15 protein-coding genes are annotated in these 16,086 nt (G+C 43.5%); 9 read left to right on the forward strand and 6 right to left on the reverse strand.

From position 1 onward, the window contains the following. Nucleotides 1–7: 7 nt before the first annotated feature. Complete coding sequence (locus B1K52_RS07400; protein WP_077306846.1) at nt 8–1,489, reverse strand: PTS mannitol transporter subunit IIBC; 1,482 nt, start codon at nt 1,487–1,489, stop codon at nt 8–10. Nucleotides 1,490–1,799: 310 nt separating this feature from the next. Between B1K52_RS07400 and motA the strand changes: the two genes are divergently transcribed. The 3 genes from motA (at nt 1,800) to B1K52_RS07415 (ending at nt 4,348) form a co-directional block, all read left to right on the forward strand. Beyond that, nucleotides 1,800–2,591, forward strand: coding sequence for a flagellar motor stator protein MotA (gene motA / locus B1K52_RS07405; protein WP_077306847.1), 792 nt, complete (start codon nt 1,800–1,802; stop codon nt 2,589–2,591). Then, a complete protein-coding gene (gene motB, locus B1K52_RS07410; protein WP_077306849.1) occupies nt 2,588–3,412 on the forward strand; it encodes a flagellar motor protein MotB in 825 nt (274 codons plus the stop codon). Before motA ends, motB begins: the two co-directional genes overlap by 4 nt. Nucleotides 3,413–3,547: 135 nt before the next feature. Next, complete coding sequence (locus tag B1K52_RS07415; RefSeq protein WP_077306851.1) at nt 3,548–4,348, forward strand: hypothetical protein; 801 nt, start codon at nt 3,548–3,550, stop codon at nt 4,346–4,348. Here the strand turns inward: B1K52_RS07415 and B1K52_RS07420 are convergent. Beyond that, nucleotides 4,345–5,136, reverse strand: coding sequence for a histidinol-phosphatase HisJ family protein (locus tag B1K52_RS07420; RefSeq protein WP_077306853.1), 792 nt, complete (start codon nt 5,134–5,136; stop codon nt 4,345–4,347). The two genes, B1K52_RS07415 and B1K52_RS07420, sit on opposite strands and share 4 nt — an antisense overlap. 112 nt (nt 5,137–5,248) lie before the next feature. Then, entirely contained in the window at nt 5,249–6,181 is a 933-nt protein-coding gene (locus B1K52_RS07425) for a nucleoside hydrolase (protein WP_077306855.1), read from the reverse strand. A 99-nt stretch (nt 6,182–6,280) separates the two neighbouring features. On the opposite strand from B1K52_RS07425, the gene B1K52_RS07430 reads away from it, so the two are divergent. Then, nucleotides 6,281–7,225 (forward strand): fumarylacetoacetate hydrolase family protein, encoded by a 945-nt coding sequence (locus B1K52_RS07430; RefSeq protein WP_077306857.1) that lies wholly within the window; start codon nt 6,281–6,283, stop codon nt 7,223–7,225. Nucleotides 7,226–7,271: 46 nt separating this feature from the next. On the opposite strand, the gene B1K52_RS07435 is transcribed toward B1K52_RS07430, so the two are convergent. From B1K52_RS07435 to B1K52_RS07445, 3 genes are all read right to left on the reverse strand, one after another. Then, nucleotides 7,272–7,529: an HPr family phosphocarrier protein gene (locus B1K52_RS07435; protein ID WP_306278119.1), complete on the reverse strand. Its 258-nt coding sequence runs from the start codon at nt 7,527–7,529 to the stop codon at nt 7,272–7,274. Nucleotides 7,530–8,122: 593 nt separating this feature from the next. Then, nucleotides 8,123–8,869, reverse strand: a complete 747-nt coding sequence (locus tag B1K52_RS07440) for a GntR family transcriptional regulator (RefSeq protein ID WP_077306859.1) — start codon at nt 8,867–8,869, stop codon at nt 8,123–8,125. Between the two features lie 123 nt (nt 8,870–8,992). Next, nucleotides 8,993–10,435, reverse strand: coding sequence for a sodium/proline symporter (locus B1K52_RS07445; RefSeq protein ID WP_077306861.1), 1,443 nt, complete (start codon nt 10,433–10,435; stop codon nt 8,993–8,995). A 352-nt stretch (nt 10,436–10,787) separates the two neighbouring features. On the opposite strand from B1K52_RS07445, the gene argC reads away from it, so the two are divergent. From argC to purU, 5 genes are all read left to right on the forward strand, one after another. After that, nucleotides 10,788–11,825: an N-acetyl-gamma-glutamyl-phosphate reductase gene (argC, locus tag B1K52_RS07450; protein WP_077306863.1), complete on the forward strand. Its 1,038-nt coding sequence runs from the start codon at nt 10,788–10,790 to the stop codon at nt 11,823–11,825. A gap of 14 nt (nt 11,826–11,839) precedes the next feature. Next, complete coding sequence (gene argJ / locus B1K52_RS07455) at nt 11,840–13,063, forward strand: bifunctional glutamate N-acetyltransferase/amino-acid acetyltransferase ArgJ (protein WP_077306865.1); 1,224 nt, start codon at nt 11,840–11,842, stop codon at nt 13,061–13,063. Nucleotides 13,064–13,075: 12 nt separating this feature from the next. Beyond that, nucleotides 13,076–13,876 (forward strand): acetylglutamate kinase, encoded by an 801-nt coding sequence (gene argB / locus B1K52_RS07460; RefSeq protein WP_077306866.1) that lies wholly within the window; start codon nt 13,076–13,078, stop codon nt 13,874–13,876. Further along, complete coding sequence (locus tag B1K52_RS07465) at nt 13,869–15,047, forward strand: acetylornithine transaminase (protein WP_077306868.1); 1,179 nt, start codon at nt 13,869–13,871, stop codon at nt 15,045–15,047. The genes argB and B1K52_RS07465 overlap by 8 nt, the downstream gene beginning before the upstream one ends. Nucleotides 15,048–15,189: 142 nt before the next feature. Beyond that, complete coding sequence (gene purU, locus B1K52_RS07470; protein WP_077306870.1) at nt 15,190–16,086, forward strand: formyltetrahydrofolate deformylase; 897 nt, start codon at nt 15,190–15,192, stop codon at nt 16,084–16,086.

Here is a 16,086-nt window from a genome sequence, read left to right on the forward strand (position 1 = left end):
TCCCTGCTTATTGGTGTTTCTTTAAATTCTCGATCAGTTCACCGTACTTCGGACTGTTCAAGAAGTTTTCTACGGAAATGTGCTCCGCATCTGGTCGTTTATTACGAGCACGGTCTGTTAAATTCTTTTGTGTAATAACAATGTCTGCATCGTCTTGGATGTTGGAGATAGCAGCATTGTCTACATTAATATCCAAACCAGCATCTTTCATTTTCTTACGCAGAAGGGAAGCACCCATTGCACTAGAGCCCATTCCAGCGTCACAAGCAAATGTAATCTTGTTTACATTGCTGTAATCGAAAGCCTCACTGCTAGTGTCTGCATGTTCTGGTGCTGTATCCAAATTCTCAGCAGCTTCATCTGTTGCACCGCCGGATTGGTTAATACCAGCTGCTGCAGCAGGTTTCGTGCCTTTCATTTCTTTTGATTTCGCAGTTGCTTCTTCGATATCCGTTTCTGCGTTTTTACTGCTTTTTAGGATAATAGAAGAAATTGCGAAAGAAACTGCTGTTGCAACAAGAATACCTAATGCCAATCCGAGATAATCACCTGGCTTACCAATTAGGAAGATAGCAATGACACTTCCTGGAGAAGCCGGTGAACCTAGACCAGCATTCATTAAGCTGAAAGTAAGTGTACCCGATACACCTCCGCCAATTGCTGCCACAATTAAAGCCGGCTTCATTAAAATATACGGGAAGTAAATTTCGTGAATACCCCCGAAGAAATGAATAATTGCTGCGCCTGGTGCAGAAGCTCTGGCGCTTCCTCTGCCGAATAGCATATATGCGAGCAATATTCCAAGACCTGGTCCAGGGTTTGTTTCCAATAGGAACAGGATTGATTTACCTGTCTCAATTGCTTGTTCTGATCCTATAGGTGTAAAAATACTATGGTTGATTGCATTGTTTAGGAACAATACCTTTGCTGGTTCAATCAAGATGTTAACAAGCGGCAGAAGGCCAAGTCCAACAAGCCAGTCTACCCCAGAAGCTAAAGCATCTGTTAAGCCCTCAATAAGCGGACCAACAAAGTAGATAGCACCAATTGCTAAAGCACCACCGATAATACCGGCAGAGAAGTTGTTAACGAGCATTTCAAATCCAGAACGTACTTTAGAACCAATATATTGGTCAAATAACTTGATGGCATACCCGCCAAGCGGACCCATTGCCATTGCTCCTAAGAACATCGGTGTATCTGGAGAACCGACGATGGCTCCCATGGTGACAATTGCCCCGACGACCCCGCCTCGAATATCATGTACAAGACGTCCGCCAGTGAAACCGATTAACAATGGTAAAAGATAAGTAATAGAGGGACTTACGATAGCTGCAATTGTTTCATTAGGAAAATATCCATCAGGAATAAATAAAGCTGTAATAAGACCCCAAGCAATAAATGCGCCGATGTTCGGCATAACCATGCTGCTCAGATAGGAACCGAACTTTTGAACGCGAGCGCGGACACTGGTTTTTTCCTGTGCCATGCTGTTTCCTCCTTTTATAAAAACAAAGTAATTTGTAAGTGCTTACTTCCATCTTACGTCCTGTGTATGCGATTTCACAACAGAAACAAACACCACCTTTGTCACGCGTATTCCTGCCAATGGTGTCTAATGCTATGTATTAGCTTAGGTAGAAGGACGCATCTTATACTGTCGAATAGAAATATGACACTTTTGTTACTAATAGCCTTCTCTATTGGAAAAGAAACGTAAAGTTTACTAAAAAAGATACAGATTTCTGAGATGTATCCGATATAAGGAGTAATCAAAACTAATCTAGGAGAATGGAAATATGGATAAATCTTCACTAATTGGTGTCATATTAGGCCTGGTTGCGGTTGGTGTCGGAATGGTATTAAAGGGTGTCAGTCCTGCTGCGCTTATTAATCCTGCTGCCATACTGATCATTCTAGTCGGTACGGCTGCTTCCGTAACACTAGCCTTCCCAGGAAACGAATTAAAACGATTTCCGAAGCTGCTCGGTGTTGTATTTAAAAGTAAGCAACAATTTGATACGAAACAACTTGTCACTATGTTCTCTGAATGGTCCCAAATAAGCCGAAAAGAAGGATTGCTGGCATTGGAAAACAGTACGCGTGATGTAGAGGATGACTTCCTTCGTAACGGCTTAAGCATGGCAGTCGATGGAGAATCACCAGAATATATCCGTAATGTGCTGAATGAAGAAGTAGATGCCTTGGAAGACCGTCATGCAATTGGAGCTGCTATCTTCACGCAGGCAGGTACTTATGCACCTTCGCTAGGTGTACTAGGCGCTGTTATTGGACTAATAGCAGCACTTGGTGATATATCAGATATTGATAAGTTAAGCCACGCTATTGCAGCAGCCTTCGTTGCTACTTTAATGGGGATTTTCATGGGGTATGTTATTTGTCACCCGATTGCCAACAAGCTGAAACGAAAAACACAGCAAGAAGTACAGCACAAGCTATTGATGGTAGAAGGTATTCTTTCCATTTTGGAAGGTGAAACGCCGCGAATGCTTGAGCAGAAGCTGCTCGCTTATCTGCCGAGCAAAGAAAAAGCTGAATTTAGCGATGCAGAAGAGGAAGTAGCGGTATGAGCAGGAAGCGCAAGCACAAAAAACACGAAGAACATGTCGACGAATCCTGGCTTCTCCCTTATGCAGATCTTCTGACCCTGCTGCTGGCGCTTTTTATCGTTTTGTTTGCAACCAGTTCCATCGATGCGCAGAAATTCAATAAGATATCTGATAGCTTCAGCAGTGTGTTGCATGGCGGAGAGGGTTTGTTGGAATCAAATACGAGCATGACGCCTGGAAATGAGACAAGTTCTACTGTTATTGACCAGAATAACGAAGAAGAAAAGAAAGAAGAAGAAACACAAGAGGCTGCCGTAACACAAGAAGCCGACGATAAAGAAGTGAATGAAGCTGATCTCGAAGCGGCAGAGCGGGAAGAATTGCAGCAGATTCAAGAAAAGATTGAAACATATATAAATGATAAGGATTTGAGTAATAAGTTTTCCACAGATCTTACGGATGAGGGATTGCTGTTAACGATTAACGATAACGTGTTATTCAATTCCGGCAGCAGTGAAGTCAGTGTAAAAGATGAAGAAATTGCCAGAGAGATTTCCGAGCTGCTCGTGATGGACCCGCCTCGAGAAGTGATCATTAGCGGACACACAGATAATGTGCCTATCAGTACATCCTCTTATCACTCTAACTGGGAGCTTAGTGTGATGCGTTCTGTTAATTTCATGAAGCTTGTATTAGAAAATGACAAGCTTGATCCACGTTGGTTTAGTGCCAAGGGGTATGGCGAGTTCAAGCCAATTGCTTCAAATGATACAGCTGAGGGCAAAGAGAAAAACCGCAGAGTAGAAGTATTAATCCTTCCGCGAACAGCAAAGACAGAATAACAGTCCTAACGGGCTGTTATTTTTTTATTTATACACATGAAAATGCTTACACTAGAATAGTGGAATAAGGTAGGATTGAGTTAGGGTAATTTGTGAAATAATAGGTAATGAGCAGGAAAGAACGGAGGAAATCAGATGGTTACGAAAGAATCTTTACCACAGCCGGTGACAGAGGCGTCTAAACGTAATCGGCAGCAGCAGGATGAACGTGTAGACTTATGTCCCGCAATTTGTAAGGATAACAAGATACCGGTGCATTATTATTTTGTGTATATGCCCAGCAATGAACGATTGCTTGTCGCAGAGGACGGCAGAGTCCCAGCAGAGCATGAAGTGGAGGAATTGGCAGGTAGGTACTATCGTTATATGACGAGCGTACAGACGATTCAGCGTTTGACTTCTGATAATGGAGTCAAGCTGACGGATAAACGTTACCATACATTTCGTGAACTATTGGAGAATGTCGAAAAGAATGTTATGCATCTAGCGACAGATATGATCCAACAGTCTTTTTCCCAGTTCTCTGATCTATTGGATACGATTCGTGAACAGCAACTAATCATATTGAAGCATACAGACGAAGCAGAGAAGCTAATGAACGATACCATTGAAAAAGGTACATTTACAATAGCAGAGCAAGAATTGATGGAGAGACATGTGAATCAAGTCATTCAAGCACAGTATACAATCGCGCAGAAAAAACAGGAGACGATGGACAGTCAAGCCGAAGTATTTGAGTTCTTTAAAGAAGAAATGTGGCTTGATTTGAAGCTGATGACGTATTATGTTCGACTTCGCTACTTAAGAAAAGAACTTTGGAGTGAAGACGAGGCATTTATGAAAAATCCTGACAGTCCAGCATTGCTGCCGGAAAGTCAGGATGATCAGTTTGATGCTTTTATTAAACATAAACTGCGAAATGAAAGAAAATCTTAGCTTAAAGGTACAGCTTTCGGCTCGCGGTTTTCAAATTGGTGAATATGAGTAAAACCACATTGCCGCGCAATTTGCGCGGCTTCTTTAATTCCAGCACCGACTGTTTCTGCTTTATGGGAATCCGATCCAAGTGTCAAAATTCTGCCGCCTAAGTCATGATAAAGCGATACGATTTGCGGAGTCGGCATCGCTTCACCGAGTGAGCTGCGCATACCGGATGTATTAATTTCTATTCCAATTCCGCGCTGTATCGCTTTTTCCAGAACGGCTGCGATTTGATCTTTGTGCTGCTCAAAAGAATAGATTCCATGACCTTCTTGGACAGCATACCGCTTCATCAGATCTATATGTGCCAAAACATCGATATCTGCATCAGATACAAGCTTGTACATCTCTGCAAAATAGTCATGATAAAATGTCTCTGGATTAGCGCGCAAATGCAGGCGCAGCTTTTGGTTGCCTATATTATGCACAGAACCCATGATGAAATCAAAAGGAATGTGCTGAAGCGCTTTTGTATAAACATCCATCATCAAATGCGGCTCGCATAGCTCGATCCCCATTTTTATAGTTAGCTGATCGCCAAATTGTTCCCGTGATGCGGCAATGTCCGCTTGGTATTTAGTAAAATCCATATGACCATAGGTGGGCGCCAATGGATTAACAGAATAATGTTCAGTGAAACAAATCTCTTTGATACCTTTGCCGATTGCTTCCTGACAGACATCTTGCATGACTGCTTTAGAATCAATCGAATTGTTCGTGTGATGATGGTAATCCATATACATGTCGCTAATCTGCCTTCTTTCCGTTTTGTTCGAATTAAGTTATCCACTTGTGGATAACAGCCACGGAATAGTATAACAAATTTATTGTATATGTGCGATACCAATTAAGAGTTTAAGCCTTCATTAATTCTAGAATGTAAGAGAAGAATGCATCGTGATCCACATCATAAACCAATTGAATTCTTTTTCCGTTTTGATTCTCATATGTACGACCTTGTGATGGTCCGTCTGCTTCCACACTGACAGAAACAGATTTCTTCTTGACTAATGCTTCTTTTCCAACGGAAGCAGTTGTCAGCACATCCCACAAATAGTAAGTAGAATTTGTCTCAAAGTGAACGAGCGGAGGCACGGCAGCATAGCTTTGTCCGACAAAGTCTACACCTTCATACTTGCGGTTTTTCGCCCAATTGTTGCGGATATCCACAGTTAAAGGTACTTGATTGGTACTTTCCAAAGCGACCATATCAATTAGTATGTCACTTTTCCAAACAACGTCCATGGCTTCCGGATCCCAGAAAGCATTCCATTCTGCAGTTCCATCATGCTCGGGTTCTTCGACGTTGCCATTGGACAGCAAGGTGCCGCCCATCCAAACAAGCTTCTCAATATGCTGTTGGATAGAAGCATCTACTTCTAATGCACGAGCCAAATCTGTTAGTGGTCCAATGAAGATGAGTGTCGTTTTCTCCTCTTGTGCTTTCAGCTTATCAATTAAATCTAAGTGTGCTGGTTTTTCAGCAACCTTTGTTTGCACAGGAAGCTGTTCATTTAGAATCGGCAGCGCATCAACGAAGAAAGCGTGCATTCTCCAATCTTTCGGAAAAGGATTTTTGCCTCGTGAAGTCGATGCAGCTATTTCTAGTGTTTCCGTATTACCGAATATATCGTTAATTTTACGACTGGCTGATAATGCTGGCTCCAAATAGCAATCAGCTGGAATAACGGAACAGCCAATTAGGTTTACGTTCTCCATTTTTAGTAGCAAATACAGCGAGATTAAATCATCCACACCGCCATCGTGATTCAAGTAAACATTTTTCATTCTAAGACTCCCTTTCTTCTATGCTGTCTGACTTTCTTACTATATCATAGAAGAGAGAGTTAATTTTGAGTATTCGAATAATGGAAGGGGAACAGCATAATGAAGCTAGTAACCTATAAAGCTGGAAAAGAGCTGCATCCATATCGGATTGGAAGCAGTGTCGAGGGGCGTATCATTGATCTGCAGGAAGCGTATCGGCATTTTCTTCTGTCAGAGGGAGAAGAGGATTTGGCCATGTCGGTAGCGAGTCTGCTGCCCGCTAATCCGCATGAGTTTTACCAAATGGGTCCCCAAGCGCTGAAACGGGCCTACCGAGCGGAGGCATTTGCGCTCACAGAGGGTCTTGAGACTGTACAATACAGATCAGAAGAAGTGAAATTAGGACCGCCAGTACCAAAACCAGGGAAGATTATTTGTGTAGGATTGAATTATAAAGATCATATAGAAGAGATGGGCAGAGAACTGCCGGAGTATCCAGTGTTGTTCGGTAAATTCGCCAATGCTGTTTGTGCCCATGACCAAGGTGTATACCACTCGAAGCAGACCGAAAAGCTGGACTATGAAGGGGAGCTTGCGGTTATCATTGGAAGAAGAGCACAAGAAGTTTCGGAGAGGGAGGCAATGGAATACATAGCTGGCTACACAATTGCTAATGACGTGACAGCACGTGACCTGCAGCGACGTACACCGCAATTCCTGCAAGGGAAAACGCTGGACCGAAGCGCGCCAATGGGCCCGTATCTTGTTACTAGTGACGAGATTGAAGATGTTTCCAATCTTTCTATCCGAACATTTGTAAACGGGGAGAAGCGCCAGGACTCTAATACAGGACAGCTTATTTTCTCTGTTCCGCATCTTGTTTCATTTATCTCGGGGATTATGACGTTAGAGCCGGGGGATATAATTATGACCGGAACTCCAAATGGTGTAGGTTTTGCGATGGATCCGCCGCAGTTTTTGAAAGAAGGGGACGTAGTCGAGATTGAAATAGAGGGTCTCGGTCAGCTTCGGAATCCTATCATTCCGAAACCATCACGATTCTAATAAAAAAGACAGCTCACCGCTTCGGCTGAGCTGTCTTTTCTCATGTTTATTTGTCACTGATTTCTACAGGCAGTCCATTACTTAAGAACACATCCCGCATCGCTTTTTTAGCTTCTTCCGCATCCTCGCCGTATATTTCCAAGCGGAAAAAGTGGGAAGTAAGCACCGAATTAGACAGGCCGAGCATGCTTTTCGCATCTACCACTTTATTATCCATTACTAGTACAATGCTTGATTTAAATTGATTCGCAGTCTGATTGATATCTACAGCAACATGAATAAGCGTCTTCTTTGATCGCATCATCATTCTCCTCCTACTAGCATTTTGCCACATCAAATTTTACAGCAGCAGCGGAAAAGTGCAAGTATACATTTTGTTAGCGCTTACACTCTGTTTGATTGCAGTATAACATATTTCTTTGTTCGTGCAACGATTTTAATAAAGCAATACAAGAGCTAGGGACAAAACAAGATTAATTTATCCTAAAAGCGAACGATGACTAGATTCATACTTTTTAATGCAGGCCTCTGACCTGCTGCTTTCTAACTTTAGCTGTTATCGTTGGACCAAGAGTGGCTTTTGAAGTTGACACCGACAAGAAAATCGCATCTTTTTCGAGGAGTCTACGTATTCTATCTACACTAGTGAAGCTCTCCCATAAAAAATCAGCGTAGGAAATACACGGAGACTCCCGCGGGAGGAAGGCTAGGTTAGACCCCGCAGTGCGCTTTTTGCACGAGGAGGCTCACCAGCCGCCCGCAGGAAAGCGGAGTGTATTTCCGAAGCAATGCTCTTATCTTCGTTCTCAATGCAAAAGATCCAAACTATGCTGCTGTTAAGTGCAGTATTGTTTGGATCTTTATATAGCTTAAACTGTTATGTCCCAGCCTCTGTATTCAGAAAAACTCGAAATTTTTCTCACTCTGACGAAAGCTTACTTCGAATTTCCATTTCTTTGAATTAACGTAGTAAACATTTACATCCACGGGTTCATCTGCTGCCGTATAAGATGTTCTGGTTACCTTAATTAATGGCGTATGTGCATCATCCAGCTGAAGGACATCTTTTAAATAATCATCAGCCATAATAGCCTCGATTTCTTCATCCGCTCGCGCTACCTTCACCTGGAATTCTTCATTTAATATCTCTGCAATAGAGAAAAAATTTTCGTTTGATTGCAGCGATTCCACGGGAAAACGCGGATGCAGATAATGCTGCAAATAGATGATAGGATCGCCTTCATAAAAACGGATGCGCGTCATTTTGGTCAGCTGTGCACTGTCACTATCCGTTAACTTCAGCAGCGGCGAAATCGCGGCCGGTGCTGGTACTTTCTCGACATCAATTGTGCGTGAAGTAATCTTTTCCCACTCACTTAAGTAGTAATTGGTGAACCCAGTCATTCTTGTCCAAAGCTGTTTGGGGCGATTGTCAGATACAAAGGATCCGCGCCCTTGAAGCCTGTAGATAAAACCGTCACTTTCCAGTTTGGATAAGGCCTGTCTCACAGGTGTTCTGCTTGCATGATAAAGCTGATCCAGTTCTTTTTCAGATGGAAGCTTTTGGCCTTCTTTATAGTATCCGCTCATGATCTTACTGACAAGATCATCATAGATGGTCTTATACAAAGACTTAATTTTCACATCGTCTCATCCTTTTAAATAGAATAGCTGAACCTAATGATAGGAAGGTTCACTAGGAAAGTCAACGTTATCATGGTAAAAAACAGGTTTGCCGCTATAATCCTGGCAAACCTGTCTTCCGTTTTACAGATTCATGCTTTCTTCTTTCAATGGAGCATTGCCACGCCCTTTTGTAAGCTTGCTGACAATAAGGAGGACAAGTATGGAAATGGCTAAGCCTGGGATAATCTCGTATAAATACGTATCCAAGCCTAAACCTTTCCAGATAACTGTAACCAGAGAACCAGTAATCATACTGGAGAAGGCGCCCCATTTTGTAACGATATTCGAGTAAAGACTGAATAGAAGAACCGGAGCAAAGCTTGCTGCTAATCCAGCCCATGCATATTGAACAAGTGCAAAGACTGATTGTAAATTGAGTAGCGCTATACCAATAGCAAGCAGCGTCAGAACTACCATAGCCGTCCGGCTGATAATAAGAGACTGTTTGCTTGAGTATTCTTTCTTCGAAACGGATTTCCAAATATCACTTGCAATTGCTTGCGTTGTCACCATCAGCTGCGAAGAAAATGTCGATTGAATGGCGGCAAAGATAGCACCAACGATAACACCGGCAATAATCGGGTGCGATACTTCCATCGCAACAGTAGGGAATACATATTCCGGATCTTCTAAGTTAGGAAGCAAGACACGGCCGATTAATCCAAGCAGGTTAGCTCCTGTCATAGAGATAATAATCCATGCCATCGCAATAATCGATCCTTGCTTAATAGTGCTATTGTCTTTAGCAGACAAAAAGCGCTGTGATATATGCGGCTGACCTGGTACACCAAAACCAAATGCGATGTGCCCGATAATTACACCGACTGCGAGTGAACCAATATTTCCTGCTGCTGGAGAAGCAAGCAATGGGTCAATACTTCTCACCGTGTCAAAGAAAGTACCGAAACCGCCAAGCTGGAACAAAATCATATAGAGCGGAAAACCAGCTAGTACAAGTAACATCATAACCCCTTGGGTAACGTCGGTTACCATAACCGAACGATATCCGCCCAGAATGGAATAGCCTAATACGAAGATACCACTAAGTACAAGGCCTGTATTGAAATCGAAATCAATGACAGCATCTAACGTTTTACCTGCAGCAGATAGCTGAGACCCCATATAGGCAACAAAGAAAATGATGATGATGACGCTAGAGGTGATTTTTAATAAGTGCGATTTATCATTGAAGCGTTTTTCGAAGAAGTCAGACATACTCAATGCCTCCGATTTCTCGGAAAACTTACGTAATCTAGGAGCAACGACAAACCAGTTCACAAAATAACCAATCAGGAATCCGGGCAGCATCCACATGGTCGAGATACCTGCAAGATATGCTTGACCGGCAGCTCCAATGAAGATCCACCCGCTGGAGTCTGTTGCTCCTGCACTAATGGCGGTAGAAAAGGCTCCGAAATTCCTGTCTCCGAGATAAAATCCTTCCTCGCCTTTTGATATAAATTTTTCCGCGGTGTATCCAATAATGAATACCGCAGCCAAGTAAATGATAAACGTGGCAATCATTCGTTACCTTCCCCTTCCTCTTTCATGCGGCTAGCTTGAATGAATGCGGCTAGCATTCCTAGTACTGGGACGATGACATATAAGAACCAAATAAGCGGTGTCATGCAAGATCCTCCTCCATAGTTTTTTAGACAATAGGGACACTTCTCTTAACTTCAACCGTTGTTACATCATTTAATTGTGTTAGTCCGTGATGAAAACAATACACTAATTGTACATAGTATTATAAGTAGAGTCAAGAAGTGCGAAATCATGCAGAACTGCAATTTCTTTATCCAGAACTATTGAATAAAAATACATACTAAAGTATAATTACTAATCAATTCGAACTTGTTTAGAGGGGGGTGCAGTCTTGAAAGTAGCAATAATTGGCGGTACAGGTTATGGAGCGGTAGAGTTGCTGCGTTTTTTGCATATACATCCATATGCAGAAGTAAAAACAATTATCTCCCATTCCAGTGCGGGGAAATCATTGACGGACTTTTATCCGCATACAGATGGGTTTATAACCGGAAGTTTAGAGACTTTTGATGTGAAAGCGTTAAGTCAGCAGGTGGATTTTGCATTTTTTGCGGCTCCGCCGGGTGTGAGCAGAGATTTGCTCCCGAGACTTGCAGAAGCAGGAATTCGCTGTGTCGATCTGGCAGGTGATTTTCGATTAAGGGATGCCGCTGTTTATAAAGAATGGTATCAGCAGGATGCAGCTCCAGAAGAACTATTAGAGAAAGCCGTATATGGACTTCCAGAGCTGAACGCGAAGCAGATAAGCGAGGCCGATGTCGTTGCAAACCCCGGCTGTTATCCGACGGCGACGCTTCTTGGGCTGCTGCCAGCAGTACATAATGGGCTCATCAACCCAGCCTCCATTATTATTGATGCCAAATCAGGACTATCCGGAGCTGGCAAGACACCAACAGCTATTTCACATTACAGCGAGATAAATGAAAATATAAAAGCTTATAAGCTAGGCTCCCATAAGCATATTCCTGAGATTGAACAAGCGTTAGCAGGCGTATCGGGTTCTCAGCATCTGGTGAGCTTTACCACACAGCTAGTTCCTATGACGCGCGGTATTATGGCAACGATGTATGCGGACCTTACAACAGATAAAACAGCATCTGAATTATTGGAATCATATGAAAATTATTATGCAAGTCATCCATTTGTGCGCCTTAGGTCTTTGGGTGAGTGGCCGGCAACGAAGGAAGTAGCGGCTAGTAATTTCTGTGATATTGGGCTTCATTTGGACGAACGAACGAATAGACTGACAATCGTTTCTGTCATCGATAATTTGGTTAAGGGAGCAGCAGGGCAAGCCATTCAAAATATGAATATTATGCAGGGCTGGGAGCAGACAGCAGGGTTATGGACGCTGCCGGTTTATCCATAAAGGAGAGAAATGAAATGATAAAGACAAAACAGGCGGCATATACAATCATAGAAGATGGAAATGTCAGCAGTCCCGGCGGCTTCCAGGCTGGCGGAGCTGCTATCGGGTTGCGAAAAGGAAATAAGCTGGATCTTGGCTGGATTTACTCAGATATTCCGGCATCTGCTGCTGGCGTTTATACCTTAAATAGCTTTCGTGCTGCACCGCTTGTTGTAACGGAAGAAAGCATTCGGAAAGAAGGAAAACTGCAAGGGATTATCGTCAACAGTGCGAACGCGAATGCCTGTACAGGAGAAGAAGGACTGATAAACGCTTATACAATGCGGCAGACATTTGCTGACCAGCTTGGGATTCCGGCAACGTATGCAGCGGTAGCATCAACTGGTTTAATTGGTGTCCAGCTGCCGATGGATAAAGTGATTGATGGCATTCACTCGATAGAGACACAAGGTCAGGCGGATGATTTTGCTCACGCCATTTTGACAACAGATACATGCACAAAGCAGGTTGCTGTCACCGTCTCCATTGATGGTGTTCCAGTTACGATAGGCGGTGCTGCGAAAGGTTCTGGTATGATTCATCCAAACATGGCAACAATGCTTGCCTTTGTTACGACAGATGCTGTCATCCCCGCTGATGTACTGGAGCAGCTGCTCAAGCAAACGACGGATCAGTCTTACAATATGATCACGGTTGATGGAGATACGAGCACCAATGATATGGTACTTGTGCTTGCAAACGGAAAAGCTGGTAATAAGGAGCTGCATGCAGGCCATCCAGATTGGGAGAAGTTCTATGCAGCTTTCCACTATGTGTCACAGGAGTTAGCGAAAAAGATTGCCCGTGATGGAGAAGGTGCAACAAAGCTTGTGGAAGTTCGAGTACAGCATGCAGCATCGGCAGAGGAAGCTGGTGCAATCGGGAAGACAGTTGTTGCTTCTAGTCTTGTTAAAACAGCCATCTATGGAGCGGATCCAAACTGGGGCAGAATCATCATGGCTGCAGGAAACAGCGGCGCGACCTTTAATCCGAGTAATATTTCCGTATGGCTAGGTGATGTGCAGGTTGTCCAAGCAGGAAAGCCAGCTGTATTTGATGAGCAAACGGCTAGTGAACAATTGAAACAGCAAACGGTAGTAATCACGATTGATCTGCAGGAAGGATCTGGAGAAGCAACTGCTTGGGGCTGTGATTTATCTTATGATTACGTCAAAATCAATGCGTCTTACCGTACGTGAGGAGGCTGTCCGATGAATTTCTTAATTATCAAATGCGGCGGCAGCATCATTGATAAACTGCCGGCCAATTTTTATGACAATATCGCTGCGATTCAAAAACAAGGCGACTGGAAACCGATCATTGTGCATGGAGGCGGGAAGCTGATTAATGAACTGCTGCAGCAAACGGGAGTAAAAGCAGAATTCGTTGATGGACTCCGTGTGACAACAGAAGAAGTGCTGGATGTTGTGGAGATGGCATTAAGCGGAGCGATGAATAAATTTCTAGTCCGGAAGCTGATGTCCAGAACAGGTGCGTACGGAATCAGCGGATTGGACGGGAAGCTGCTTTATGCAGAGCCAGTAGCCAATGCAGCGAAGCTTGGACTTGTCGGAACGGTAACAAAAGTGAACACCGCGCTCATCGAGCAGATTGTCGAACAAGATAATATACCCGTCATCTCCCCGCTTGCTGGCGGAAAAGGCGACGCGCGGTTCAATATTAACGCCGACCTGGCTGCATCGGCTATTGCGCAAGCACTTCAAGCGGAATTATGCTTTATCAGTGATATACCAGGTATTTACCGTCACGTTGATGGTCAAAAACAAATGCTGACAAATGTCACCGATGATGAATTAAAGTACATGATACAGCAAGGTTTGATTAAGGACGGCATGATTCCGAAAGTTCAAGCCGCTTTAGAAGCACTTGAACAAGGTGCGGAAAAAGTTACGATTGTCAATGGACTAGCTGAAAATAGCTTGCTTCAGCTCGTGAATGGAAATGTCGCAGGAACGACTATTACTTTATCCGAGGAGGCTTACCATGTCTGAAACGAATGCAGCATTGTCATCGGTCATACCAACATATAGCCGATTTCCTATTTCCATTACAAAAGGGGAAGGCAGTTATGTTTGGGACGAGAACGGAAAGCAATATTTGGACTACACAGCTGGGATTGCTACATGTAATCTAGGTCATGCTCCTGCTTCTGTTAAAGAAGCTGTAAAGGAACAGCTCGATACGTTATGGCATTGTTCTAATTTATATCATATTCCAATTCAAGAACAGCTGGCAGATCTGCTCACCGCGAACACGTTCGCTGATCAAGTATTTTTCGCGAATAGCGGAGCAGAAGCAAACGAAGCGGCAATTAAATTAGCACGAAGCTATGCGCAAAAAGTGAAAGGAACAGCAGCTTATGAAGTCGTCACTTTCAGCCAATCTTTCCACGGCCGCACATTAGCGACACTCGCTGCAACTGGACAGGAAAAAATTCAAAAGCATTTCGCGCCCCTTGCAAAAGGATTTCGCTATCTTCCGTATAATGATAACCAAGCACTGGAAGATCTGATTGGCCCCGATACATGTGGCGTGCTGCTGGAGATTGTGCAAGGAGAAGGCGGTGTGATTCCAGCGGATCCTGCCTGGGTCAAAGAAGTAGCGCGTCTTTGTAAGGAACATGATGTCTTGTTTATGCTGGATGAAGTGCAAACAGGTGTTGGCCGTACAGGCACACTTTACGCATACGAGCAGTATGAGGTGCAGCCTGATGTGCTGACAACAGCAAAGGGGCTTGGTTCTGGTATTCCAATTGGCGCTATGCTGGCAACAGAAAAGGCAGCGGCAGCTTTTGAGGCAGGCAGTCACGGCAGTACCTTCGGCGGCAATCCAGTAGCAGCCGCCGCCGGAAAAGCAACGCTTGAAGTAATTGCGAATACGGAATTTCTGGCAGAAGTGCAGGAGATGGCTGACTATTTCCGAGAAGAGCTGCAAGCAATTGTTACACAGTCTTCTACTTTTACGGATGTGCGCGGAAAAGGTGCGCTGCTCGGTCTTGGAACAAGTGGAAAGGCAATTGAACTTGTTCATCAAGCTCGAGAACTCGGTTTACTCGTACTTGTAGCTGGCGAGCATGTGTTGCGCATTCTCCCTCCGCTTAATACAAGCAAAGCAGAAGTTGATTTCTGTTTGGAGACACTCAAGCAAATTACTCGTGTATAAAAGAGCTAGCCGCTCACACAATACATACGATTCCGGTCAGCTGGAATCGTATTTTTTTGTTTCCCTTCCTTGTTGTGGAAATAGGGTACAATCGTTAAGATAAAAGAATTAAGGTATAGGAAAGTATATTAGGAGGTTAATCATGGCCGTACATTTTCTTGATAAAATCAAAGCATTCCAGCAGCAAAATGAAAATAGATATCGAATTGTAATTTCTTGTCCCGATCAGCCGGGTATCGTGGCTGCAGTATCGGAATTTCTTTATAAACAAAAAGCAAATATTATGGAGTCCAACCAATATACAACTGATCCAGATGGCGGAAGCTTTTTCTTACGCATCGAATTTGAGTGTCAGCGAGAAAGTGATATCCAACAGCTGGAGGAAGACTTTCAATCTATTGCCGCACATTTCCGAATGGATTGGCAGCTTGTACGTGTTCGCGATTTAAAGAAACTGGCAATTTTCGTTTCGAAAGAACTGCATTGCTTGCAGGAGATTCTTTGGGAATACCAAAGCGGCAATCTGATGGCTGATCTTGCTGTAATTGTCAGCAATCATGAAGATGCCCGTGAATTAGCGGAAGCATACGGTATACCGTTTCACCATATTCCGGCTAATAAAGACATTCGCCAAGAAGCAGAGCGCCAGCAGCTTTCTGTGTTGAAACAATATCAAATTGATACAGTAATCTTAGCTAGATATATGCAAATATTAACGCCAGCTTTTCTGGAAAACTACAAAAATAAAATTATTAACATTCACCATAGCTTCCTGCCTGCCTTTATCGGTGCCAAACCATATGAACGCGCATTTGAGCGAGGTGTTAAGCTGATTGGAGCGACAAGTCATTATGTTACGTCTGACTTGGACGAAGGGCCGATTATTGAACAAGATATTCACCGGGTCAATCATAAAGATAAAGCAGCAGACTTAAAACGCGTAGGCCGTCTAGTGGAGCGCAGTGTGCTGATGCGAGCATTGAAATGGCATGTAGATGACCGTGTGATTGTATTCGGCAATAAAACGATCATCTTCTAA

The sequence above is a fragment of the Terribacillus halophilus genome, from assembly GCF_900162685.1.
GTDB lineage: Bacteria > Bacillota > Bacilli > Bacillales > Amphibacillaceae > Terribacillus > Terribacillus halophilus_A.

Bases quoted from the DNA above. Each gene is read 5' to 3' on its own strand.
- B1K52_RS07400 (WP_077306846.1), bottom strand. From the start codon at position 1,489: ATGGCACAGGAAAAAACCAGTGTCCGCGCTCGCGTTCAAAAGTTCGGT.
- motA (WP_077306847.1), top strand. From the start codon at position 1,800: ATGGATAAATCTTCACTAATTGGTGTCATATTAGGCCTGGTTGCGGTT.
- motB (WP_077306849.1), top strand. From the start codon at position 2,588: ATGAGCAGGAAGCGCAAGCACAAAAAACACGAAGAACATGTCGACGAA.
- B1K52_RS07415 (WP_077306851.1), top strand. From the start codon at position 3,548: ATGGTTACGAAAGAATCTTTACCACAGCCGGTGACAGAGGCGTCTAAA.
- B1K52_RS07420 (WP_077306853.1), bottom strand. From the start codon at position 5,136: ATGTATATGGATTACCATCATCACACGAACAATTCGATTGATTCTAAA.
- B1K52_RS07425 (WP_077306855.1), bottom strand. From the start codon at position 6,181: ATGAAAAATGTTTACTTGAATCACGATGGCGGTGTGGATGATTTAATC.
- B1K52_RS07430 (WP_077306857.1), top strand. From the start codon at position 6,281: ATGAAGCTAGTAACCTATAAAGCTGGAAAAGAGCTGCATCCATATCGG.
- B1K52_RS07435 (WP_306278119.1), bottom strand. From the start codon at position 7,529: ATGATGCGATCAAAGAAGACGCTTATTCATGTTGCTGTAGATATCAAT.
- B1K52_RS07445 (WP_077306861.1), bottom strand. From the start codon at position 10,435: ATGATTGCCACGTTTATCATTTACTTGGCTGCGGTATTCATTATTGGA.
- argJ (WP_077306865.1), top strand. From the start codon at position 11,840: ATGATAAAGACAAAACAGGCGGCATATACAATCATAGAAGATGGAAAT.
- argB (WP_077306866.1), top strand. From the start codon at position 13,076: ATGAATTTCTTAATTATCAAATGCGGCGGCAGCATCATTGATAAACTG.
- B1K52_RS07465 (WP_077306868.1), top strand. From the start codon at position 13,869: ATGTCTGAAACGAATGCAGCATTGTCATCGGTCATACCAACATATAGC.
- purU (WP_077306870.1), top strand. From the start codon at position 15,190: ATGGCCGTACATTTTCTTGATAAAATCAAAGCATTCCAGCAGCAAAAT.